Genomic DNA, 20,124 nt, shown 5'->3' on the forward strand with positions numbered 1-20,124 from the left:
CCCATGACGCGACGTCCCGCGAACCGGTCCGCCGGACCTCCCGCCCGTGCGGGGCGGTCGGTCGAGGTTCTTCCGCCGTGCCGCGCGAAACCGGCGAGAGTACCGATGGCGGGTGTGGTCGACGCCGGTGGTTCCCGCGGGTGCGCCCGTCCACCACGCCCGTCCCCGCCCGTCCGCGCCCGTGCGCGGAAGTCGCGCACGGGCGCCGGGAGCACCGGCTCGGGGCGTCAGGTCGGCAGCATCCACCCGAGCAGCGGTGTCGACTGCAGGGCGACGAGACAGCACATCATCAGCAGCAACAGGAGGCTCCAGCCCAGGACCTTGCGGAACAGCTCGGACTCCCGGCCGCCGAGACCGGTCGCGGCCGCGGCGATGGCCAAATTCTGCGGGGAGATCATCTTGCCGAGGACGCCCCCCGAGCTGTTGGCGGACGCCAACAGCTCGGGACTGAGCCCGGAACTCCTGGCGGCGGTCACCTGGAGGACGCCGAACAGGGCGTTCGCGGAGGTGTCGGACCCGGTGACGGCGACGCCCAGCCAGCCCAGCACGGGGGAGAGGAAGACCAGGCCGGTGCCCGCCGCGGCGACCCAGCGTCCGATCGTGTTCGTCTCGCCGGACAGGTTCATCACGTAGGCGAGCGCCAGGACCGAGGCCACGGTGAGGATCGCCCACCGCAACTGTCGCAGGGTGCCGACGTACGCGCGCGCCGCCACGGCCGGGCGCACGGCCAGCGCGGCCGCCGTGATCAACCCGCTGAGCAGCAGGAGCGTTCCGGTGGCGGGCAGCCAGTTGAACGTGTAGACCGTGGCCTTGACGGGCTCCCCGGTGACCGGGTCGGCGACGTGCAGGCCGGGCCACGGGAAGGCGACCGTGCCGTGGGCCAGCAACGTCTTCACGGCGGGGAGTTGGGTCACGGCGAAGACCGCGATGATGACGAGGTAGGGCGCGTACGCCCGGACGGCGGCGCCGGGACGGTCCCGCTCCTCCGGGACGCCCTCCGACCGTTCCGGGCCGGCGGGGTCCGTCTCCCCGCTCCCGCCCGCGGTGATCGGCGCGGTCCGCGGGCGGCCGGCGGGATCGGGCACGCCGATCCCCGTCGCACGCATGGTCAGGACCGTGGCGCCCAGGGCGGCGAGCGCGGCGACGATGTCCGTCAGTTCCACGGAGAGGTGGTTGGAGCAGGCGAACTGCGCCAGGGCGAAGGCCGTTCCGCAGACGACGGCCGGCAGCCACGTCTCCCGCACCCCCCGGCGGCCGTCGACCAGGAAGACGAGCAGCAGCGGCACGAAGAGGGCGAGCACCGGGGTCTGCCGTCCGACGGTGGAGGAGACGGCGTCCAGCGGCAGGCCCGTCAACCGGGCGAGGGTGATCACCGGGGTGCCCATCGCCCCGAACGCCACGGGGGCGGTGTTGGCGAGCAGGGCCACGGTGGCCGCCGAGAACGGCCGGAAACCGAGGGCGATGAGCATGACCGAGGTGATGGCCACCGGTGCGCCGAAGCCGGCCAGGGCCTCCAGCAGGGCACCGAAGCAGAAGGCCACGATGATCGCCTGGAGACGCTGGTCGTCGGAGATCCTGGCGAAGGAGCGGCGCAGCACCTCGAAGTCCCCCGTGTCCACCGTCATCCGGTAGATCCACAGGGCGTTGACCACGATCCACATGATCGGGAACAGCCCGAACACGGCGCCCTCGGCGGCCGCGTTGAGGGCCTGGCCGGCGGGCATCCCGTACACGGCGACGGCGATCGCCACGGACGTGGCGAGGGCGGCGAGCCCGGACCAGTGGGCCTTCAGGCGCACCACGCCGAGCAGGACGAAGAACACGATCAGGGGCAGTGTCGCGACGAGAGCCGACCAGGCGAGCGAGCCGCCCAGGGGAGCCGGTTCGGGTCTGAACACGGAAGCCTCCAGGTGCGTCGGGGGGCCGGGGCTCACCAGGGACGGACGCCTCGGATGGCGGCGTCGACGATCTGGACCGGGTGCAGCACGGGCAGGTCGGGGCCGAGGTGCCTGCCGATCTGCAGCAGGCAGCCGGGGTTGGCCGTCACCACCGCCTCGGGCTCGGCGGCCAGGACGTTCTCGGCCTTGCGGCGGCCGAGCCGCTCGGCCGTCTCCGGCTGGACGAGGTTGTAGACGCCGGCGGAACCGCAGCACATGTCGGCCTCGGGGATGTCGACGAGGTCCAGCTCCGGCACGGCGCGCAGCACGGCGCGGGGCTCGTCCCGGACGCCCTGGGCGTGGGCGAGGTGGCACGCGTCGTGGTACGCCACCCGCGCCGGCACCGGGTGGCGGGGCGCCACCGGCGTCAGTTCGGCCAGCAACTCGGAGACGTCCCGCACCTTCGCCGCGAACGCGGCCGCCCGCTCCCGGTAGTCGGGGTCGTCGGCCAGCAGCCGCCCGTACTCCTTGAGGGACGAGCCGCAGCCGGCCACATTGGTCACGATCACGTCGACGTCGAGCGGGTCGAAGGTGTCCACGAGCCTCCGGGCGCGGTCCAGGGCCTCCTCCTCGCGTCCCGCGTGCCCGCTGAGCGCGCCGCAGCACCCCTGCGCGCGGGGCGCCAGGACCTCGCACCCCTCGGCGGTGAGCACACGCACCGTCGCCTCGTTGACGTGCGCGAAGAACACCTGCTGGACGCATCCGGTGACCAGGCCCACGGTGCGCCGGACGGTGCCGAGGGCGGGCGTGCGGTCGGGGAGGCGCCGCAGGGCGGAACGCAGCCGCACGTCGGGCAGCAGCCCCTCCAGGGCACGCAGCCGCGCGGGCAGCCGCGCCAGGACGCCGGTCCCGGCGAGCACGTCGCGTATCCGCAGCCGCTGGTACAGCGCGCCGAACAGGGCGGCGAGACGCAGCCGCCGCGGGTGGGGGAAGAGGCGGAAGATCAGGCCCCGGAAGAGCCGATCGGTCGGTGTGCGGGCCCAGTTGCGGTCGATCTGCGGGCGCACGCGCTCGATGAGCCGGTCGTACCGCACCCCGGACGGGCACGCGGTCACACAGGCCATGCAGCCGAGGCAGGCGTCGAAGTGGCTCACGGCCGCGGCGTTCAGGGGCTCCTGCCCCTCGCCGATCAGCTTGATCTGGTAGATGCGGCCGCGTGGCGAGTTCATCTCCTCGCCGGTCAGCGCGTAGGTGGGGCAGGCCGGCAGGCAGAAGCCGCAGTGGACACAGTCCGAGACGATTTCCGGGGACGGCGGGCGGTGTCCGTCGAAGCCTTCGGGGGACGGTGCGGGCGGGGTGTTCTCCTCGTGTCGATGGGGGGTCACGGATGCTCCTCACGAGAGTGTTCCGGCTCGCGGGGCGGGCCCGGAGCCGGGCGGGGGGAGGGCGTGGCGCGTCAGAACCAGGGAGCGAAGCGGCCGGGCGCGCACCGGTCGGCGGGGTCGAACCGCCGCTTGAGGGCGCGCAGTACGGGAAGGGCGGAGGGGGCGGGGCCCCAGGCGTCGGCGAGCGCGTCGACGCCCTCGCGGCGTCTGCGCAGCGTCACCGTGCCGCCGAGGGCGTGGACGGTCCGGCGCCAGTCGGTGAGGCACGCCGCGTGCGAGGCGGCGTCCCCGCCCCGCAGCCGCACGGTGAGCACCCCGATGGCGACGCTGCCGCACGCGGTGGCCTCGACCCCGTCGCGCCGGGCGCACTCCTCCAGGGACCGCACCAGATCCGGCAGGTGCGCGGGGCGGACACCGGCGCGCAGCACCGTGTCGCCCTCGTCGCCGTTCACGAGCCGGGCCTGCGCGGCCCAGACGTCCGCCTGCTCCGCCTCGTCGCCGATCGGCCGCGCGCCGGCGAGTTCGGGCACCGCGGCGGCGAGCCGCAGCCGGGCCTCGACGCCGCCCGGCGTGCCGTGGAAGCGGAGCAGCAGCCGGTGCGCGCCGTCCCACTCCGCCGCGACGGGCTCCAGCGGCGAGCGCAGCGCGGCACGGGCGGCCGTGAGCGCCCCCTCGGGCCCCGCCACGGGGACGGCCAGGGTCGCGGTCGCCCGTGGGCGGGGATGCACACGCAGCGTCAGCTCGGCCACGAGGCCGAAGGCGCCGAGCGAACCGGCGAACAGCTTCGCCAGGTCGTAGCCCGCCACGTTCTTGATGACCCGTCCGCCCGTGCGGACGACGGACCCGTCCGCCAGGACCAGCGTCGCGCCGATCACCAGATCCCGCAGGCTGCCGAAGGCCGGCTGTCGGGGACCGGCGTCCGCGCACGCCAGCAGTCCGCCCAGGGTCGCGCCCGAGGAGGCCGCCGGCGGGTCGAACGGCAGCCACTGGCGGGAGGGGGCGAGCAGCCGCTGGAGCTCCTCCAGGGACATGCCGGCCTGGACGCGGACCGTCAGGTCGGCGGCGGCGTGGTCGAGCACACGGTTCAGCCCGGTCGTCTCCAGCACGACGTCGGTCCGCCTCGGAGGCGCCCCCCAGGAGAGCGCGGAGCCCGCGCCCGTGAACAGCAGGGCCCGGTCGGCCGCGGCCGCCGCCCGCACGGCGTCGACCGCCTCGGCCAGGCTCTCCGGCCGTACGACCGACCGGACGCCGCCGGACCTCGGGGCCGGGGACGCGCCGGGGCGCACCGCGGCCGAGGAGTCGTCCGCCACCGCCCTCACCACCTCTCGACGACGCCGGCCGTCTCCAGGGGGTGCGGCCGGTACCGGCCCGGCGGCTCACCGCACAGCCGGGGCGTGGGCAGGACCTTGCCGGGGTTGGACAGGCCGTCGGGGTCGAACGCCTTCCGCAGCCGTTCCATGGCGGCGAGGTCGTCCTCGCCGAACATGCGCGGCATCGAGCACGCCTTGTCCAGGCCGATGCCGTGCTCGCCGCTGAGCGATCCGCCCAACTCCACGCACATCTCCGCGATGTCCCGCGACAGGCGCTCCGCGCGCTCGGTCTCACCGGCCTTCTCGTCGAAGAGGACCAGGGGGTGCAGGTTGCCGTCGCCGGCGTGGAAGACGTTGGCCACGCGCAGACCCCGGGCCTTCGACATCTCGGCGATGCGGTCGAGCGCCTCGGCGAGCCGGGTGCGCGGCACGACGCCGTCCTGGACGAAGTAGTCCGGGCTGATCCGTCCCATCGCGGCGAAGGCGGCCTTGCGCCCCTTCCAGACGAGGGCGCGCTCCCGCGCGTCCGCGGCGACGCGGATCTTCGTGGTGCCCTGCCTCCGGCAGACGGCGACGACGTCCCGGAACTGCTCCTCGCACTCCTCGTCGAGGCCGTCGAGCTCCACCACCAGGGCCGCGGCGGTGCCCCGGGTGTAGCCGGCGCCGACGGCGGCCTCGCACGCCTCGATCGCCAACGCGTCCAGCATCTCCACGGCGGCGGGGACGATCCCCGCCGCCATGATCTCGCCGACCGCGTCGCCGGCCTGCCTCGCGGTGGGGAAGTCGGCGACCAGCGTGCGCACGCCCTCGGGGGAGCGCAGCAGCCGCACGGTGATCTCGGTGGCGATGCCCAACGTGCCCTCGGAGCCGATGAACAGGCCGCGCAGGTCGGGTCCGGCGGTCTCCGGCGCGTCCCCGCCGAGACGGACGGTCGAGCCGTCCGGGAGCACCACCCGCAGCGCGTGGACGTGGTGGACGGTGAACCCGTACTTCACGCAGTGCGCGCCGCCGGAGTTCTCCGCGACGTTGCCCCCGATGGTGCACACCACCTGGCTCGACGGGTCCGGCGCGTAGTGGAGGCCGTGCGGTGCCGCCAGCCGGGAGATCTCGGCGTTGGTGACGCCGGGCTCGACGACCGTCCGCCGGTCCTCCGGGTCGAACTCCAGGACCCGCCGCATCCGGGCGAGGGAGACGACGACCCCCTGCGCGACGGGCACCGCGCCACCGGAGAGCCCGGTTCCGGCTCCCCGGGCGACGAAGGGGACGCCCGCCTCGGCGCACAGCGAGACGGCCGCGGCCACCTCCTCGGTGTCGCGGGGCAGGAGGACCAGCGCCGGCACCCGACGGAATCCCGTGAGCCCGTCGCACTCGTACGTGCGGAGTTGCAGGGGGTCGTCGAGCACGGCGTCCGGTCCCAGGGCGGCTTGGAACGCGCGGCGAAGGGCAGTGTCGATCACGGGGCCTCCCCGATCCGTGACGGAACCGCGGTCCCCGACCTGCTTTTCCATGGTTTTTCCATGATTTGGAAATCGGTGACCGCGATACGGAAGCTAGGGGGACTGTGCCTGTGCGTCAATGCTTCGTCACGGTCGGATTCCCCGCGGACCGGGCGAGGAACGGGGAGCGCCGGACGGCACGGACGGAGGCCGGGAGACCGTTCGACGATCCGACGACGGGGTGATGCGTGGAGGAGTCGGTCGACGCCCGCGGGGCCCGGCTCCTTCGGTCCTCGCCATCCCCCCGACGCCTCTTCGACGCGGTGCTCCGTCCCGTCGGCCACGGCATCCCTCCCCGCTCCGCCCGGGCGCCGGACGTGGTTCGACGACCGGGAGTCTCACCGGCGGCGGAGGGGCGACACACCTCTTGTAGGATGGTTGAACAGCCCTTTGTGTTGTGCTTCCAGACGGTTCGGCAGGGTGTGAGAAGGTCGTGTCACGCGACGACCGGCCGCTCCGGTGCCGCCCCGGAGCCCCGCACAACGAACGGATCCCCATGACCGCTCTCGTGATCGACCTCAACGCCGACCTCGGCGAGGGTTTCGGCCGCTGGAGCCTGACCGACGACGAACGCCTGCTGTCCGTGGTCACCAGCGCCAACGTCGCCTGCGGCTTCCACGCCGGCGACCCCTCGACCATGCGCCGGGTGTGCGAACTCGCCGCCGAGCGCGGCGTGCGGATCGGGGCCCAGGTCTCCTACCGGGACCTCGCGGGCTTCGGCCGGCGCTCCATGGACGTGCCGCGACGCGAACTGGCCGACGAGATCGCCTACCAGATCGGGGCGTTGGAGGTCTTCGCGCGGGCCGCCGGCGCGCGGGTGGCCTATGTGAAGCCGCACGGCGCCCTCTACAACCGCACCGTGCACGACGCGGAACAGGCCGCGGCGGTCGTCGAGGGGACGCTCCTGGCGGGCGGCGAACGGCGGCTGCCCGTGCTCGGCCTGCCCGGCTCGCGGCTGCACGAGGCGGCGGCCGCCGCCGGACTCCCCGTGGTGCCCGAGGCGTTCGCCGACCGCGCGTACACCGCGCGGGGCACCCTCGTACCGCGCACCGAGCCCGGAGCGGTCGTGGAGGACCCCGACGAGGTCGTGGCGCGCTCCCTGAGCATGGCGGTCGAGCGCGTCGTCACCGCCGCGACGGGGGAGCGGGTCGCCGTCCCGGCCCGGTCGCTGTGCCTGCACGGCGACACACCGGGCGCGGCCGGACTCGCCGAGCGCGTGCGGCGCGAACTGGTCGCGGCCGGGGTCGCCCTGGAGGCGTTCGCGTGAGGGTGCTGCCCGTGGGCCGGCACGCACTGCTCGTCGAGGTCGACAGCGGCGCCGAGGCGGAGGCGCTCCACGCCGAGGTGCTGCGGCGCCGCGCCGCGGGCACGCTGCCGCCGGTACGGGAGGTCGTGCCCGCCGCGCGGACCGTGCTCCTCGACGGCCTGGCCGACCCGGGCGCGCTCGCCGCGGACCTGGTCCGCTGGGACGTGCCGCCGCTCACCGCGGAGTCGGGCCCCGAACTGCGCGTTCCCGTCCGCTACGACGGGCCCGACCTGGCGGAGGTCGCCGGCATGTGGGGCGTGCGGCCCGAGGAGGTGCCGGACATCGTCGGCGGGATCCGCTTCCGGGTGGCGTTCTGCGGTTTCGCCCCCGGCTTCGGCTATCTGACGGGGTTGCCGGAGCGCTACCGGGTGCCCCGGCGCGCCACGCCCCGCACCGCCGTGCCGGCGGGGTCCGTCGCGCTCGCCGGGGAGTACGCGGGCGTCTACCCGCGCTCCTCGCCGGGCGGCTGGCAGCTCATCGGCCGTACGGACACGGTGCTCTGGGACCCGGCGCGCGAGCCGGCGGCCCTGCTGTCGCCGGGGACGCGGGTCCGCTTCGTCGTGGAGGGTGCCGAGGACGCCGGGGGCGCCGCCGGTGCCGCCCGTTCCGGCGGGGGAGCGGACGCCCGTGAGTGACCGGCTCCGCGTGGAGGTCGTACGGCCCGGCGCGCTGACGACCGTTCAGGACCTCGGCCGCACGGGCCACGCCCACCTCGGCGTGCCCCGCTCCGGCGCGCTCGACGCCCCCGCGCATCGGATGGCGAACCGCCTCGTCGGCAACGCCGCCGAGGCGGCGACCCTGGAGACCACGGTCGACGGCACCGCGCTGCGGCCGCTGTCGCCCGTCACGGTCGCCGTGACGGGCGCGCCCTGCGCCGTGCGCGTGGACGGGCGGCCCGCGGCGTGGGGGGCGCCGGTGCGGGTGCCCGCGGGCGCGGTGCTGGACGTCGGCCGGGCCGCCGCCGGGCTGCGCTCGTACGTGGCCTTCGCCGGCGGCGTGGCGGTGGAGCCCGTGCTCGGCAGCCGCTCGACGGACCTGCTGTCCGGGCTCGGGCCGGCGCCGTTGTCCGTCGGCGACGTCCTCCCGCTCGGCACACCGCGGGGCCGGTCGTGCGGCGCCGACGCCATCCCCTGGCCGGGGCCGCCGGCCGAGCTGGTGCTGCCGGTCGTCCTCGGCCCCCGCCACGACTGGTTCACGCCGCGGGCACGGGCCGCCCTCGGCCGCGGCGTCTACACGGTCTCCACCGCGAGCAACCGGATCGGCCTGCGGACGGAGGGGCCGGCGCTGGAGCGCGCGCGGGCGGACGAGCTGCCCAGCGAGGGCATGGTCCTCGGCTCCGTACAGGTCCCGCCGGACGGCCGGCCCGTCGTCTTCCTGGCCGACCACCCGGTCACCGGGGGCTATCCGGTGATCGGCGTCGTACCGGAGGAGCACCTGTGGGCGGCGGCCCAGGCGGTGCCGGGGACGCGGCTGCGGTTCGTGCCGGCGCGGCGCTGAGCGTCCTTCGGACCGGGCCCGTCCCCCGTCGCGCGGCCGGCGCGGCGGAGGGCCGTCATGCGGAGGTCGTCCAGCGGGGCGCCGTGTCGGCCCACGCCTTCTCCCACCGGTCCAGGGCTCGCCGTTTCAGCACACGGTCGATCGCCGCGTACGCGACCGCACCGGTGAGGACCACCCCCGCGCCGGTCGCGACGGCCCAGGCCGTGGCGCGGTCCCGGACCTGTCCGGCCGTCAGGGGCGGATCGGCGAGACGTCCCTCGTCGTCGCTCCACACCTGGACGGTGGTCCCCGCGGGCAGACCGGGCGGTACCTCGGTGCCGGCGGTGCGCGTCCGTCCGGTGCGGTCGGTGAAGCGGACCGTGGCCGGGTAGCGGACGTGCCGGGCCTCCTCCGAGCCGGGTTCGAGGTGACGGGGAACGTCGTGCAGCAGGACGGCCGTGCCGCGGTGCAGCGATCGGGCCTGCTCGTGGGCGGTCCGCTCCAGCGAGCGGTGTACGGCGTCGCCCACCAGCAGCGCGGCGGTGGGCGCCGCGGCCAGTACGGTCACGGTCAGGGCCAGGGCGGTCCGGACGCGGTGCAGGTCGATGGGGCGGCGCAGGGGATTGCGCCGCCACCGCCACCACCGCGGTGGGCGTGGTGCGGGCGGGGGCTGGGCCCGCGGTGTCCCGTCGGTCATGTCGCCTCTCTTTCCGGTGCCGGGGGAGGGGGAGCCTGGGCGCCCGCCGGGGCGGCGGGGGCCGAGAGTCGTGCCGGTGGCCGCGCGTCGTGGGTCACCGCTGCCGGGGGAGGGCGGCGACGCCGGTGGCCGGAGGACGCCCGTGGGCGGCCTGGAGGAATTGGGCGGCGCCGCGCACGGCGGCGGTGTGGGGCGCGGGGATCGGCTGGATGGGCACGCTCAACCGCTTGGCGAGACGGCGGGGGACCTCGGGACGCAGGGCGCCGCCGCCGGCCAGGAGCACGCCGTGCTGCAGGGCGTCCGTGGCCTGTGGGGTGCGGTCCGGTCCGACCGTGTCGGCCACCATGGCGGCCACCGCCTCGGCGAGTTCGTGGTGGGTGGCGGCGCCGTCGAGGTCGTCGGTGCCCAGCGCGGCGCGGTGGGCGTCCGCGACCGCGCCGTCGACGAGCAGGAAGACCTCGGTGACCTGGGCGCCGACGTCCACGATGACCAGGGGGTGGGACAGGTCGGCGTGGGCGCCCAGCGCGATGGCCTTGGCGGTGGGGACGGTCACGACGGTGCGGGGCCGCAGCACCCGCAGCGCCGCCAGGGCCGCCTCCCGGTAGGGGATGCCGCCCAGGACGGGCGTGGTGAGGGCGAACGGGAGACCTTCGGAGCGGGGGAGGTGACGGCCCAGCAGGTGTTCGAGCATCCGGGCGGTTCCCTCGGGATCGACGATGGCGCCCTGCCGGAGGGGGCGTGAGGCGTCGGGGTCGGAGGAGGTCCGGGTGGGCGCGTCGAGGAGGAGTCCCCAGCCGGGTACCCAGGCCCGGGTCCGCGCGCTGCCGAGGTCGAGCGCGATGCCCGAACGCAGGTGGCGCGCCGACGGCGCGCCGTGTCCTCCGGGCGGGGAGGGGCGGGGGCGGTCCACGGTCACCGTCCGGCCTTCCCGGCCCGCCGGCGGCGGGCGCGGTCCGTTCGGACCGGTGGGAGTTCCGCGGTCCGGCGAGGCGGCTTCCGGCGGAGGCGGTGCTGTTCCCGCGGGCTCCCGCGGAGCGCCGCGAGGGTCTGCGGGGAGGGGGCCGCGGTGCGGGCGTCGGCGGCCTGGTCGTTCACGAGGTGACCCCTTTGACAGGGCTGGGCGGGGCGGGTGGCGGGGGCGGTCCGTCGGCCGTCAGGCGGTGCGGCGCAGGCAGGTGACGCAGCAGCGCGTGTACGGCAGGATCTCCAGCCGCTCGACCGGTATGGGCTTGCCGCACCCCTGGCAGGTTCCGTAGCTGCCGTCGGCCACCCGGTCGAAGGCGGCGTCGATCTCCTTCAACACGTCCAGGACGGCGCTCTTCTGCGCGGCCATGAGGCGGTCGGTCTCCTCGTGGCCGGTCTCCTTGATCGCGTCGAGCTGGGCGAGGCGCGAGGCGCGCTCCTGTCCGAGGCGCTGGCGGGCTTCGTACGCGGTGAGGCGTTCGGCGCGGGACGCCGAGCGGGTCGTGTCGAGCGACATCGAGTGCGGGTCCTTCCGGGGGGCCGTGCGGGACGGGGGCGGGGTTCCGCCGCGTCGCCGCGGCGGGGTGCTCCCACGGCCGCGCGCGGCCCGCCGCGGCGAGCGGAACCACCGGCCCCCACCCTGGTCGGGCCGTGGGGCGGGGGCCATCGGGTGCAGCACCCATTTCCGGCCGGCCCCAGGGTGTAGACGGTTCGGGAAACGGTCCTGATCGGAACCCGGACGGTCGCCGCGCCCCGCCGGGGCGCGTTCCGCGCCCGCGTCCCGGCGACGGGCGCGAGACGGGTCGCCCGGAGGCCCGTCGTCGGCCCGTCGCGGCCCCGTCGGTTCGTCGCGCGGCGCGGGCCGGGGCTTCCGTCACTCCCAGGCGGCGAGTTGCAGCCGCAGGGCGAGGCGCATCCGCGGCGAGGTGAGGTCCACGGGGGCTATGGCGTCGAGTTTGCGCAGCCGGTACCGCAGGGTGTTGGGGTGGACCCGCAGGGCGTGGGCGGCCTGCTGGGGATCGCCGTAGTGGTCCAGCCAGGCCCTGAGGGTGGGCAGGTAGCGGGTGCCGTGGGCCCGGTCATGGGCCTGGAGGGCCGCCAGGGGGCTGCCGGGCAGGGTGGCCGCGGTCGCGACCGCGGCGCGGGCCCGTTCGATCACGATGGCGTCCCAGGCGTCCTCCAGCACGACCAGCCCGTCGGCCCGGGGTTCCGGCGTCACTCGTCCGGCGGCGAGCAGCCGGCCGAGTTCGACGGCCTCGGTCCGCGAGCGCGGCAGTTCGGCCCGGGAGTGCGCGAGCCCGCCGACGGCCGCTCGCGGGCCGGAGCCGTGCGAACGCATCCGGGCGAGCACGTGCCGCAGCCAGGCCAGCGAGCCGGGCTCGTCGGCCGCGCCCGGCGGCCGCCTGTCCGGCGGAGGGTCGGTGACCACGCCGAACAGCAGGCCGTCGAGGGGGGCGAGCAGGGGCTGGTGCCATCCGAACCGCCGCGCGATCGACTCCCACACCTCCAACCGCAGCCGCGCGTCCGCCGTGTCGACGGTGTCCATCAGCCGCACCACGCGCCACGGCCCCGCGGGGAGCACGGGCGCCGTGGCGGTGGGGTCGGCGGGGTCCCGGACACCGCGCAGCACCGCACGCAGGGCCCCGGCCGTCAGCCGCCGCGTGAGGTCGGCCTCCGCCCGCAGGCGGAGCAGGTGGAGGGCGACGACGGACGCGGTGTCGGCGAGTTCGCGGACGCGGTCGGCCGGCACGGGCCCGCGGACCACCACCCAGATGGAGCCGAGCCACTCGCCTCCGGCCCGCACCGGGACGACCAGCCTCGGCAGGGTGCCGTCCGGTCCCGCGGGGGCCAGGACGGGGTCGTCGGAGCGGGCCAGTTCGCGGAAGACCCCGGCCGCGCGGTAGTGGGCGAGGAGGTGCGGGGGCACGCGCCGCCCCACGATGGTCGACATCCGCGCGGCGTCGGTCGCGTCCTGGGGGGTGGAGTAGGCGAGGACCCTGGAGTGCGCGTCCTCGATCGTCACCGGGGCGTCGGCGATCTTCGCCGCGGCGTCGGCCAGCGCGAACAGGTCGCCGTGCATCCCCGGGGTCTCCGGGCCCGGCGCGCCCGGGGCCGACGCGCGGTCGAGGATGCCCCGCAGCAGCCACACCAGATGCGTCCAGGAGGTGTGCGGCTGGAGTTCGACGAGCGCCGGGCCCGCACCGTGGGCGGCGCGCAGGACGTCGGGGTCCGTGGCCAGGGGGTGCTTCACCACGACGCCCGACGCCTTGGACGCCGCCGCCCGCTCCAGCAGGGCGACGGCCGCTTCCGGGCCGGTCAGGCCGGTGCCGAGGACGAGTTCGCCGGGCTGTCCCGTGCCGTCGCCCGGCTCGGCCAGGACGACGTCGTGGACGTCCCCGCCCCGACCCGGGGCGACGATCCGGAGCAGCCCCGCCCCCAGGGACTCCACGAGGTCGACGACGGTGATCACGGCAGGCCCCGGTCGGCTGCCTGGAAGTGGGCGTCGTCCATCGCGGCACGGCCCACCGGGCGGGATGTGGAGGAGATGCGCATGGCCTCATCGTGCCCTGTCCCCGCTGCGCGCGTCCCGTTGTGCGCACCGGACCACCTCCGTCGCCCCGATGGGCCGGCCGGCACAAAGACGGACGGGCCCGCCGGCCACATGATCGGAGGGTCGTGATCGAGAGGAGAGGCTTCCGCCATGGCTTCCTTTGTCTCCGGTGCTCGCCCGGATCGTGTCGCCGTCGTCGGCGCGGGGATGGTCGGACTGTCCACCGCCTGGTTCCTGCAGGACCACGGGGTGGAGGTCACGGTGTACGACCGCGGGGGTGTGGCCGCCGGGGCGTCGCTGGGGAACGCCGGATGGCTGACCCCCGGCCTGGCCACCCCGCTGCCCGAACCCGCCGTGCTCAGGTACGGGCTGCGCGCGGTGTTCAGCCCCGCCTCGCCGGTGTACGTCCCGCCCAGCGCCAACCCGAGCCTGGTCAGGTTCCTGACCGGTTTCGCCCGCCACAGCACCACCGCCCGGTGGCGGAAGGCGATGGGCGCGCTCGTCCCCGTCAACCGGCTGGCCCTGCCGGCGTTCGATCTCCTCGCCCGGGGCGGCGTGGCGACGCCCACCGTCGAGGCCAAGTCCTTCCTGGCGGCGTACCGCACCGCGCGGGAGCGCACCACCCTGCTGGAGGAGCTCGCGCACATCCGTGCCGCGGGCCAGGAGATCGACTTCGACGTCCTCGACGGGGAGGAGGCCCGCGAGGCGGAGCCGGCCCTGTCGCGGAACATCGGCGCGGCGATCCGCCTGCACGGACAGCGCTACATCGACCCCGGCGCGTTCGTGCACGCGCTGGCCGACTCCGTCCGCGCCCGCGGCGGCGAGATCCGCACCGGCGCGAAGGTGGCCGCCGTGCACGACCGTGCCGCCGGCGTGGAGATCGTGCTCTCCGGCGGCGCGTCCGAGCGGTTCGACGCGGTGGTCCTGGCCGGCGGCGTCCGGCTCGGCGAGCTGGGCCGGAAGTTCGGCATCCGCCGCATCGTGCAGGCAGGCCGCGGCTACAGCTTCAGCGTCCCGGTGGAGAAGCCGCCGGCCGGACCGGTCTACTTCCCCGCCCAGCGGGTCGCCTGCACACCGCTGGGCGATCGGCTGCGGGTCGCCGGGATGATGGAGTTCCGCCACCCCGACGCCCCACTGGACGGCCGCAGGATCAAGGCCATCGTCGACGCCGCGCGGCCGCTGCTCCACGGCGCCGACCTGGACGCACGCCGGGACGAGTGGGTCGGCTCCCGTCCCTGCACCGTCGACGGCCTGCCGCTGATCGGCGCCACCCGCTCCCCGCGGGTCTTCGCCGCGGGCGGCCACGGCATGTGGGGCATCACCCTGGGGCCCGTCACGGGCCGGCTGCTCGCGGAGCGGGTGGCCACCGGCCGCGAACCCGCGGAGCTGGCGCCGTTCGACCCGCTGCGGTGACGGTCCTCCGCCGCGGAGCGCGGGTGGCCGCCGGTCGCGCCACCCGCGCTCCGCGGCCGGCCCGGTGGGGACCGGGGCCCATGCGCGAGGCGCCCGTCGGGCCGGCCGCCCGGTCGCGTACATCCCGCGCGCCGGCGGAAATGGGGCCTGCCACCGATGGCCGTGGGCCGGGTGCTCGGCCAAGGTGGGGAGCGACAGCCGGCGGCCCGTCGCGCCGCTGCCCACGCCGGCCCTCCGGACAAGGACCGCATCGATGTCGCTTGACACCACCCGCCCCGGCCCGCGCCCGGGCGGCACGACCGTGCGCGAGGCACGTGAGCGCCCGGAGCACGAGCGTGCCTCCCGCCTCGCCCGGCTCGCGGTGCCGGACGACGCCCTGACGACCGCGCAGAGGGCCGCCGCGCAGCGGGTACGGGAGGACATCGAGGACATCGACGCCGCTTTCGCGCACCCGGACGGCGGCGCCCACGGCAGCACCCGCCGGGGCTGCGCCGGGCCCGTCCCCGCCGAGCGGACGGACACCCCGCCGTACGCGCGCCGCCGCGTCGCCTGCCGACAGCGGCTCGGCTGACCGCCGTCGTCCCACGCCGCAGTACCCCGTGCCAGCCGGAGCCTCCTCACCTCGTGCGCCCTGTGGAGGGTGAAGCCGTGAACCAGCAGGTCGTCCCCGACAACGCGGGCCCGACCCCAGTGGACCCGACCGTGCCGTGCGGGAGCCCGCGCGAGCGGCGCCGGCTCCCCGTCCGACCGGCCGTCTCGGCCCGCACGGTCCTCGACGGCGTGGCGGCCGTCCCGGAGCGGACGGAACGAGACCGCCACCCCGCGCGCCGCCACCGGGTCAGGGAGGCGGAACGGTGACCGACACCGAATCCGTGGCGACCTCCGCCCACCGCTTCCCCACGTGGCCGGCGTGCCGACTGTGCCCGGGCGTCGCCATCGACCTGGGCAGCACCCGCACCCGCGCCTGGACCCAGGGCCGCCGCGGCATCATCGACGTGCCCACCGTGGCCTTCCCCGACAGCAGGGTCACCCACCCCATCCGGCGCGGCACCATCGTCGACGCCGACGGCACCGCCCGGATGGTGGAGCGCCTGCTGGGCGGCCGCATCCCCCGCTTCACCCGCCCCGTGGTCGCCTTCACCACGCCCGTCCTCAGCGACCGGCGCCACCACACCGCCGCGACCGAGGCGCTGGAGGTGTTGCGCCCCCGCACCGTGCTGCCCGTCGAGAGCGCCCGGGCCATCGCCCTGGGCGCCCGGGCCGACCTGTCCCGTCCGCTGCTGGTGGTGGACCTCGGCGCCCACCTCACCGAGGTGGCGCTGTTGGTCGACGGCACGGTGAGCGCGGCTCGCAGGACCGCCCTGGGCACCAGCGACCTCGACACCACCACCCCCCGCGGGCTCGTCGCCGAGATCGCCGCGATGGTCACCGACATGCTGCGCGGCAGCCTCGTGCCGCACCTCGTCGACGCCCTGGAGCGCGGTCCGCTGCTGGGCGGTGGCGGCGCACTGCGCCCGGAGGTGACCTACCAGCTCTCCCTGCGGCTGGACACACCCATCCACCCCGCCCCCCAGCCGCACACCGCGGCACTGCGCGGCGCCGCCGAAGTCCTGCGCTCCGCGCTGCGGCACCCCCGCTGACCACCCACCGCGCCCGGCCCGTCCGTCCACCGGGCGCCCACGGCCCTGACCACCCGTCGGGCCCGACGACGTCGAAGGAGGGCGACGTGACCAATCTGATACCGCAAGCCCAGCCACCGCCCGCCCGGTCCCGGTGGGGATGGCGGTGGCGGCGCAACCCCCTACGCCGGCCCACGGACCTGCTGGAGGCATGGATCGGCCTGATCCTCGCCGTCGCCGTCGCGGCGGCCGCCCCGCCGGCCGCACTGGCGGCCGGCGGGGCCGCGCACCGTTCGCTGGAACACGTCGCCTCCGAGCAGGCCCGCACCGGACGCCAGGTCACGGCCGTGCTGGTCCGCGACGCCGCGGAGCACCCCGCGTCCGACTCCCGCACCGCCGAGGAGGGCCGCCACCCGGCCCTCGTGCGGTACACCGCGCCCGACGGCACCACCCGCACCGCCACCACCGGCGTGCGCTCCGGCCAGGTCGCCGGCGACACCGTCCGGGTGTGGATCGACGGCGCCGGCGACCTCGCCGAGCCCCCGATGACCTCCGACGAAATCCGCAGCAGCGCCACCGGCTGGGCGCTCCTGGCCGCCATCGGCGTCGCCGTCGCGGGCGGGGCCGCCTACGCCCTCGCCCGGCGCGTCCTCGACCGACGCCGCGCGGCGGAGTGGGACGAGGCGTGGGCGAGGACCGCTCCCCGCTGGACCGCCTCGCCCTGACCCCGGGGCCCGGCCGGTTCCGGCCCCCGTGCGAACGGCGGGGCCCGGTGGCGCCGGACGGCACGGACCGAGGCGGGGTGCGCGGCCGGGTGCGCGGAACCGGCGCGCACCCCGCTCCCCGTCTCGCGGGCGGCCTCGGCGACGCCCCCGCTCGGCGGCCGCCGGCATCGTGCCGGTCGCCGCGATCCTCGTGCGCGGCGTGGCCGTCGACGCGGCGGCGCACCGCTTCCCGGAGCTCGGCGGCCCCGAAGGTCGGGCCGCGCCCCCTGATCCGGAACGGTCGACCGAACCGCCGACCGAACCACCGGCTCAACTCGCCCGCCGGTGACCGGTGTTGGCGACCGGTGCCGCGGGAACCCGGTCGATCGGATTCCTTACTCGGGGGTAGCCCGGACGGAACCCTTGATTTACAGTCTGTCTAACAAGCGCGGGGGCGACCCTCCGCGATCCATCGGGCACGAGGGCCGACCGACGGCACCGCAGCCGCCCTCGACCCAACGGCGAACCAGGAACGTCGCACACGCTTCGAGGAGCGCACCATGGCCAGCAGCACCGTTCGGCCGAAGACGCAGGACCGGTCCCAGGAACACGATGTCGCCCGACGGCTGCTCGACTCGGCCGCGAAGCTGGCGTACGACCCGGCCACGGAGGTGGACTGGGAGACGCCGCTGGACAAGGACTTCCACGGCGCGAGCCCGGAGTGGAGCACCCTCTACGGCACGGCGTACTGGAACGAGATGACCGAGGAGCAGCGCAAGGAACTGACGCGGCAGGAGGCCGCCTCGGTGGCCAGTACCGGCATCTGGTTCGAGATGATCCTCCAACAGATGGTGCTGCGCGACATCTACACGAAGAACCCCACCGACCCCGAGTTCCAGTGGGCCCTGACGGAGATCGCCGAGGAGTGCCGGCACTCGATCATGTTCGCCCGCGGTGCCGCGAAGCTGGAGGCCCCCCACTACCGGCCGCACCGGATCGCGCTGGAACTCGGCCGGGCCTTCAAGACGCTCGCGTTCGGCGAGGTGGCGTACGCGGCGATCCTGGTGGCGGAGGAGGTCCTCGACGTCATGCAGCGCGACTGGATGCGCGACGAGCGGGTCGTGCCGTTCGTCCGCACCATCAACAACATCCACGTCGTCGAGGAGTCCCGGCACATGAAGTTCGCCCGTGACGAGACGCGCAAGCGCCTCGCGGGCGCCGGGTTCCTCCGCCGCCAGGTCAACGCCTTCGTGATCGCGGTCGCGTCCTACGTCATCGTCACCAGCATGGTGAACAGGAAGGTCTACTCCAGGGCCGGGCTCGACGAGAAGCGCGCCGTCCGGGAGGCGAGGGCCAACGAGCACCACAAGGCCATGATGCGGTCGAGCTGTTCGGGCCTCATGGAGTTCCTGGCCTCCGCCCGTCTGCTCACCAAGCCGGCGCTCGTGTTCTACAAGCGCGCCAACCTGATCTGACCCCGGGCGAGCGCGACATGGCCTACGTCATCACCCAGAACTGCTGCGGCGACGCCACCTGCGTCGCCGCCTGCCCGGTCAACTGCATCCACCCGACCCCGGAGGAACGGGACTTCGGCAGCACGGAGATGCTGTACATCGACCCGAGGTCCTGCATCGACTGCGGGGCCTGCGCCGACGCCTGCCCGGTGGACGCGATCCTCCCGGCGGACGGCCTCTCCGAGGCACAGCGGGAGTACGCCGCCCTCAACGCCGCGTACTTCGAGGACAAGGAGCCCGAACCGGTCGGCGACGGACCGAACTTCCACGCGTGGGGGAAGCCGACGTTCGAGCGCACCCTGCCGTCCGACTTCGCGCCGCTGAGGATCGCCGTCGTCGGCACCGGCCCGGCCGGCATGTACACCGCCGAAGACCTGCTGCTGCACACCAACGCCGAGGTGACGCTCGTCGACCGGGTACCGGCGGCCGGCGGCCTCGTACGGTACGGCGTGGCGCCGGACCACCCCGCGACCAGGAAGGTCGGGGACACCTTCGCCCGGTTGCACGTGCACCCGCGGGTGCGGATGTACCTCGGTCTGGAGGTGGGCGAGGACATCACCCCGGAGGAACTCGCCGCACACCACGACGCGGTCGTCTACGCCGTCGGGGCCCCCGCCGACCGCCGCCTCGGCATCCCGGGCGAGGACCTGCCCGGGAGCGTCTCCGCCGCCACGTTCGTCGCCTGGTACAACGCCCACCCGGAGGTCGCGCCGGACGCGGTCGACCCGTCCGCCGAGCGGGTGGTCGTGGTCGGCAACGGCAACGTCGCCCTCGACGTCGCCCGGATCCTGGTCACCGACCCGGAGGCGCTGGCCGGCACCGACATCGCCGACCACGCGCTCCGGGCGCTGCACGCCGGCAGGGTGCGCGAGGTGGTGGTCCTCGGGCGCCGCGGCCCCGAGGACGCGGCGTACACCAGACCCGAACTGCTCGCCCTCACCCACCTGTCCGGCGTGCGGGTGGTCGTGGACGACCACGATCCCCGCACCGGGGCGAGCATCGACGCCGCCGGGCCCAAGGACAAGGCCGCGGTGCTGCGGGGCGTCGCCCGCGAGCGGGTGGACTGGACGCGCCCGCCCGCGCCGGGGCGGCGCATCGTGCTCCGCTTCCACTCCGCGCCCGTGGAGCTGCTCGGCGACGAGGGCGTCCGCGCCGTACGCACGACGGGAGCCGCGGGGGAGACGGAGATACCGGCCGGCATGGTGCTGCGGGCGGTCGGTCACCGCGGCGTGCCGGTCGCCGGGCTGCCCTTCGACGAGGCCACCGGCACCGTCCCGCACGAGGCCGGCCGTGTGACCGGCCGGCCGGGAACGTACGTCGTCGGCTGGATCAAGCGCGGGCCCTCGGGCGGCATCGGCGCCAACCGCGTCTGCGCCGCCGAGACGGTCGGCACGCTGCTCCGCGACGCCCTCGACGGCGCCCTGCCCGCGCCGACGGGTGGGGCGCGGGCCTTCCACCGGCTCGCGCGGCGCCGCAGCCGCCGGCTGGTCGACGCCCGCGGCCTGGCCGCGATCGACCGGACCGAGGTGGCCCGAGGCCGCCGGGAGGGCCGGCCGCGGGTCAAACTGGCCACGAGCCGGGAGCTGGTGGCGGCGGCCAAGGGCGGCCGTCGGTGGCTGCCGCGCTGAAATCGCCCGCTCCGAGCCGGCGGCTCGGCCCGGGTCCCGCGGGGGAGCGTCGTCACCGCCTCCCCGATCGCACGGAATCCGCGCGGGCGGGGCCGGTGCCGCGCCTCGTGGTGGCGCCCGGTCCGCGGTGCCCCTGGGGCGGTGTGACCACCGTCCCCCGTGCCGTACGGAGGCGGGGTGGGTTT

17 protein-coding genes are annotated in these 20,124 nt (G+C 75.9%); 9 read left to right on the top strand and 8 right to left on the bottom strand.

Features of this window, described 5'->3' with window-relative positions:
- Positions 1 to 227 precede the first annotated feature (227 nt).
- The 4 genes from ABD335_RS04490 to ABD335_RS04505 form a co-directional block, all read right to left on the bottom strand.
- Positions 228 to 1,898: an L-lactate permease gene (locus ABD335_RS04490; RefSeq protein WP_344320749.1), complete on the bottom strand. Its 1,671-nt coding sequence runs from the start codon at positions 1,896 to 1,898 to the stop codon at positions 228 to 230.
- A gap of 32 nt (positions 1,899 to 1,930) precedes the next feature.
- A complete protein-coding gene (locus ABD335_RS04495; protein WP_344320750.1) occupies positions 1,931 to 3,262 on the bottom strand; it encodes a (Fe-S)-binding protein in 1,332 nt (443 codons plus the stop codon).
- Positions 3,263 to 3,333: 71 nt separating this feature from the next.
- Positions 3,334 to 4,572, bottom strand: coding sequence for an FAD-binding oxidoreductase (locus ABD335_RS04500; RefSeq protein WP_344320751.1), 1,239 nt, complete (start codon positions 4,570 to 4,572; stop codon positions 3,334 to 3,336).
- A gap of 5 nt (positions 4,573 to 4,577) precedes the next feature.
- A complete protein-coding gene (locus ABD335_RS04505; RefSeq protein WP_344320752.1) occupies positions 4,578 to 6,029 on the bottom strand; it encodes an FAD-binding oxidoreductase in 1,452 nt (483 codons plus the stop codon).
- A gap of 535 nt (positions 6,030 to 6,564) precedes the next feature.
- Here ABD335_RS04505 and ABD335_RS04510 point away from each other — a divergent pair.
- From ABD335_RS04510 to ABD335_RS04520, 3 genes are read left to right on the top strand one after another with little or no spacing between them, the layout of a single operon-like run.
- Complete coding sequence (locus ABD335_RS04510) at positions 6,565 to 7,335, top strand: LamB/YcsF family protein (protein WP_344320753.1); 771 nt, start codon at positions 6,565 to 6,567, stop codon at positions 7,333 to 7,335.
- Positions 7,332 to 8,009 carry a 5-oxoprolinase subunit B family protein gene (locus ABD335_RS04515; protein ID WP_344320754.1) on the top strand — a complete coding sequence of 226 codons (678 nt, stop codon included), beginning with the start codon at positions 7,332 to 7,334 and terminating at the stop codon, positions 8,007 to 8,009. Before ABD335_RS04510 ends, ABD335_RS04515 begins: the two co-directional genes overlap by 4 nt.
- Complete coding sequence (locus ABD335_RS04520) at positions 8,002 to 8,871, top strand: 5-oxoprolinase subunit C family protein (protein ID WP_344320755.1); 870 nt, start codon at positions 8,002 to 8,004, stop codon at positions 8,869 to 8,871. Before ABD335_RS04515 ends, ABD335_RS04520 begins: the two co-directional genes overlap by 8 nt.
- 55 nt (positions 8,872 to 8,926) lie before the next feature.
- Here the strand turns inward: ABD335_RS04520 and ABD335_RS04525 are convergent, their stop codons facing one another.
- From ABD335_RS04525 to ABD335_RS04540, 4 genes are all read right to left on the bottom strand, one after another.
- Positions 8,927 to 9,547: an Rv1733c family protein gene (locus tag ABD335_RS04525; protein ID WP_344320756.1), complete on the bottom strand. Its 621-nt coding sequence runs from the start codon at positions 9,545 to 9,547 to the stop codon at positions 8,927 to 8,929.
- 94 nt (positions 9,548 to 9,641) lie between these two features.
- Positions 9,642 to 10,463 carry a rod shape-determining protein gene (locus tag ABD335_RS04530; protein WP_344320757.1) on the bottom strand — a complete coding sequence of 274 codons (822 nt, stop codon included), beginning with the start codon at positions 10,461 to 10,463 and terminating at the stop codon, positions 9,642 to 9,644.
- Positions 10,464 to 10,700: 237 nt separating this feature from the next.
- On the bottom strand, positions 10,701 to 11,027 hold the full coding sequence (locus ABD335_RS04535; protein ID WP_344320758.1) for a TraR/DksA C4-type zinc finger protein: 327 nt from the start codon (positions 11,025 to 11,027) through the stop codon (positions 10,701 to 10,703).
- Between the two features lie 357 nt (positions 11,028 to 11,384).
- A complete protein-coding gene (locus tag ABD335_RS04540) occupies positions 11,385 to 12,980 on the bottom strand; it encodes a helix-turn-helix domain-containing protein (RefSeq protein WP_344320759.1) in 1,596 nt (531 codons plus the stop codon).
- Between the two features lie 231 nt (positions 12,981 to 13,211).
- Between ABD335_RS04540 and ABD335_RS04545 the strand changes: the two genes are divergently transcribed.
- The 6 genes from ABD335_RS04545 to ABD335_RS04570 all read left to right on the top strand — a co-directional run bounded on the left by ABD335_RS04545 (position 13,212) and on the right by ABD335_RS04570 (position 19,939).
- Positions 13,212 to 14,474, top strand: coding sequence for an NAD(P)/FAD-dependent oxidoreductase (locus ABD335_RS04545; protein WP_344320760.1), 1,263 nt, complete (start codon positions 13,212 to 13,214; stop codon positions 14,472 to 14,474).
- A gap of 253 nt (positions 14,475 to 14,727) precedes the next feature.
- Complete coding sequence (locus tag ABD335_RS04550; protein ID WP_344320761.1) at positions 14,728 to 15,045, top strand: molecular chaperone DnaK; 318 nt, start codon at positions 14,728 to 14,730, stop codon at positions 15,043 to 15,045.
- Positions 15,046 to 15,328: 283 nt separating this feature from the next.
- Positions 15,329 to 16,114 (top strand): rod shape-determining protein, encoded by a 786-nt coding sequence (locus ABD335_RS04555; RefSeq protein ID WP_344320762.1) that lies wholly within the window; start codon positions 15,329 to 15,331, stop codon positions 16,112 to 16,114.
- 86 nt (positions 16,115 to 16,200) lie between these two features.
- Positions 16,201 to 16,818: an Rv1733c family protein gene (locus ABD335_RS04560; protein ID WP_344320763.1), complete on the top strand. Its 618-nt coding sequence runs from the start codon at positions 16,201 to 16,203 to the stop codon at positions 16,816 to 16,818.
- Positions 16,819 to 17,357: 539 nt separating this feature from the next.
- Positions 17,358 to 18,272, top strand: coding sequence for an AurF N-oxygenase family protein (locus tag ABD335_RS04565; RefSeq protein WP_344320764.1), 915 nt, complete (start codon positions 17,358 to 17,360; stop codon positions 18,270 to 18,272).
- A 17-nt stretch (positions 18,273 to 18,289) separates the two neighbouring features.
- Positions 18,290 to 19,939, top strand: coding sequence for an FAD-dependent oxidoreductase (locus ABD335_RS04570; RefSeq protein WP_344320765.1), 1,650 nt, complete (start codon positions 18,290 to 18,292; stop codon positions 19,937 to 19,939).
- Positions 19,940 to 20,124 lie beyond the last annotated feature (185 nt).

The organism is Streptomyces macrosporus (genome assembly GCF_039533145.1).
GTDB lineage: Bacteria > Actinomycetota > Actinomycetes > Streptomycetales > Streptomycetaceae > Streptomyces > Streptomyces macrosporus.

Excerpts from the sequence above, each read along its gene's own strand:
- ABD335_RS04535 (WP_344320758.1), bottom strand. The coding sequence starts at position 11,027 with ATGTCGCTCGACACGACCCGCTCGGCGTCCCGCGCCGAACGCCTCACC.
- ABD335_RS04565 (WP_344320764.1), top strand. The coding sequence starts at position 17,358 with ATGGCCAGCAGCACCGTTCGGCCGAAGACGCAGGACCGGTCCCAGGAA.
- ABD335_RS04570 (WP_344320765.1), top strand. The coding sequence starts at position 18,290 with ATGGCCTACGTCATCACCCAGAACTGCTGCGGCGACGCCACCTGCGTC.
- ABD335_RS04545 (WP_344320760.1), top strand. The coding sequence starts at position 13,212 with ATGGCTTCCTTTGTCTCCGGTGCTCGCCCGGATCGTGTCGCCGTCGTC.
- ABD335_RS04550 (WP_344320761.1), top strand. The coding sequence starts at position 14,728 with ATGTCGCTTGACACCACCCGCCCCGGCCCGCGCCCGGGCGGCACGACC.
- ABD335_RS04525 (WP_344320756.1), bottom strand. The coding sequence starts at position 9,547 with ATGACCGACGGGACACCGCGGGCCCAGCCCCCGCCCGCACCACGCCCA.
- ABD335_RS04510 (WP_344320753.1), top strand. The coding sequence starts at position 6,565 with ATGACCGCTCTCGTGATCGACCTCAACGCCGACCTCGGCGAGGGTTTC.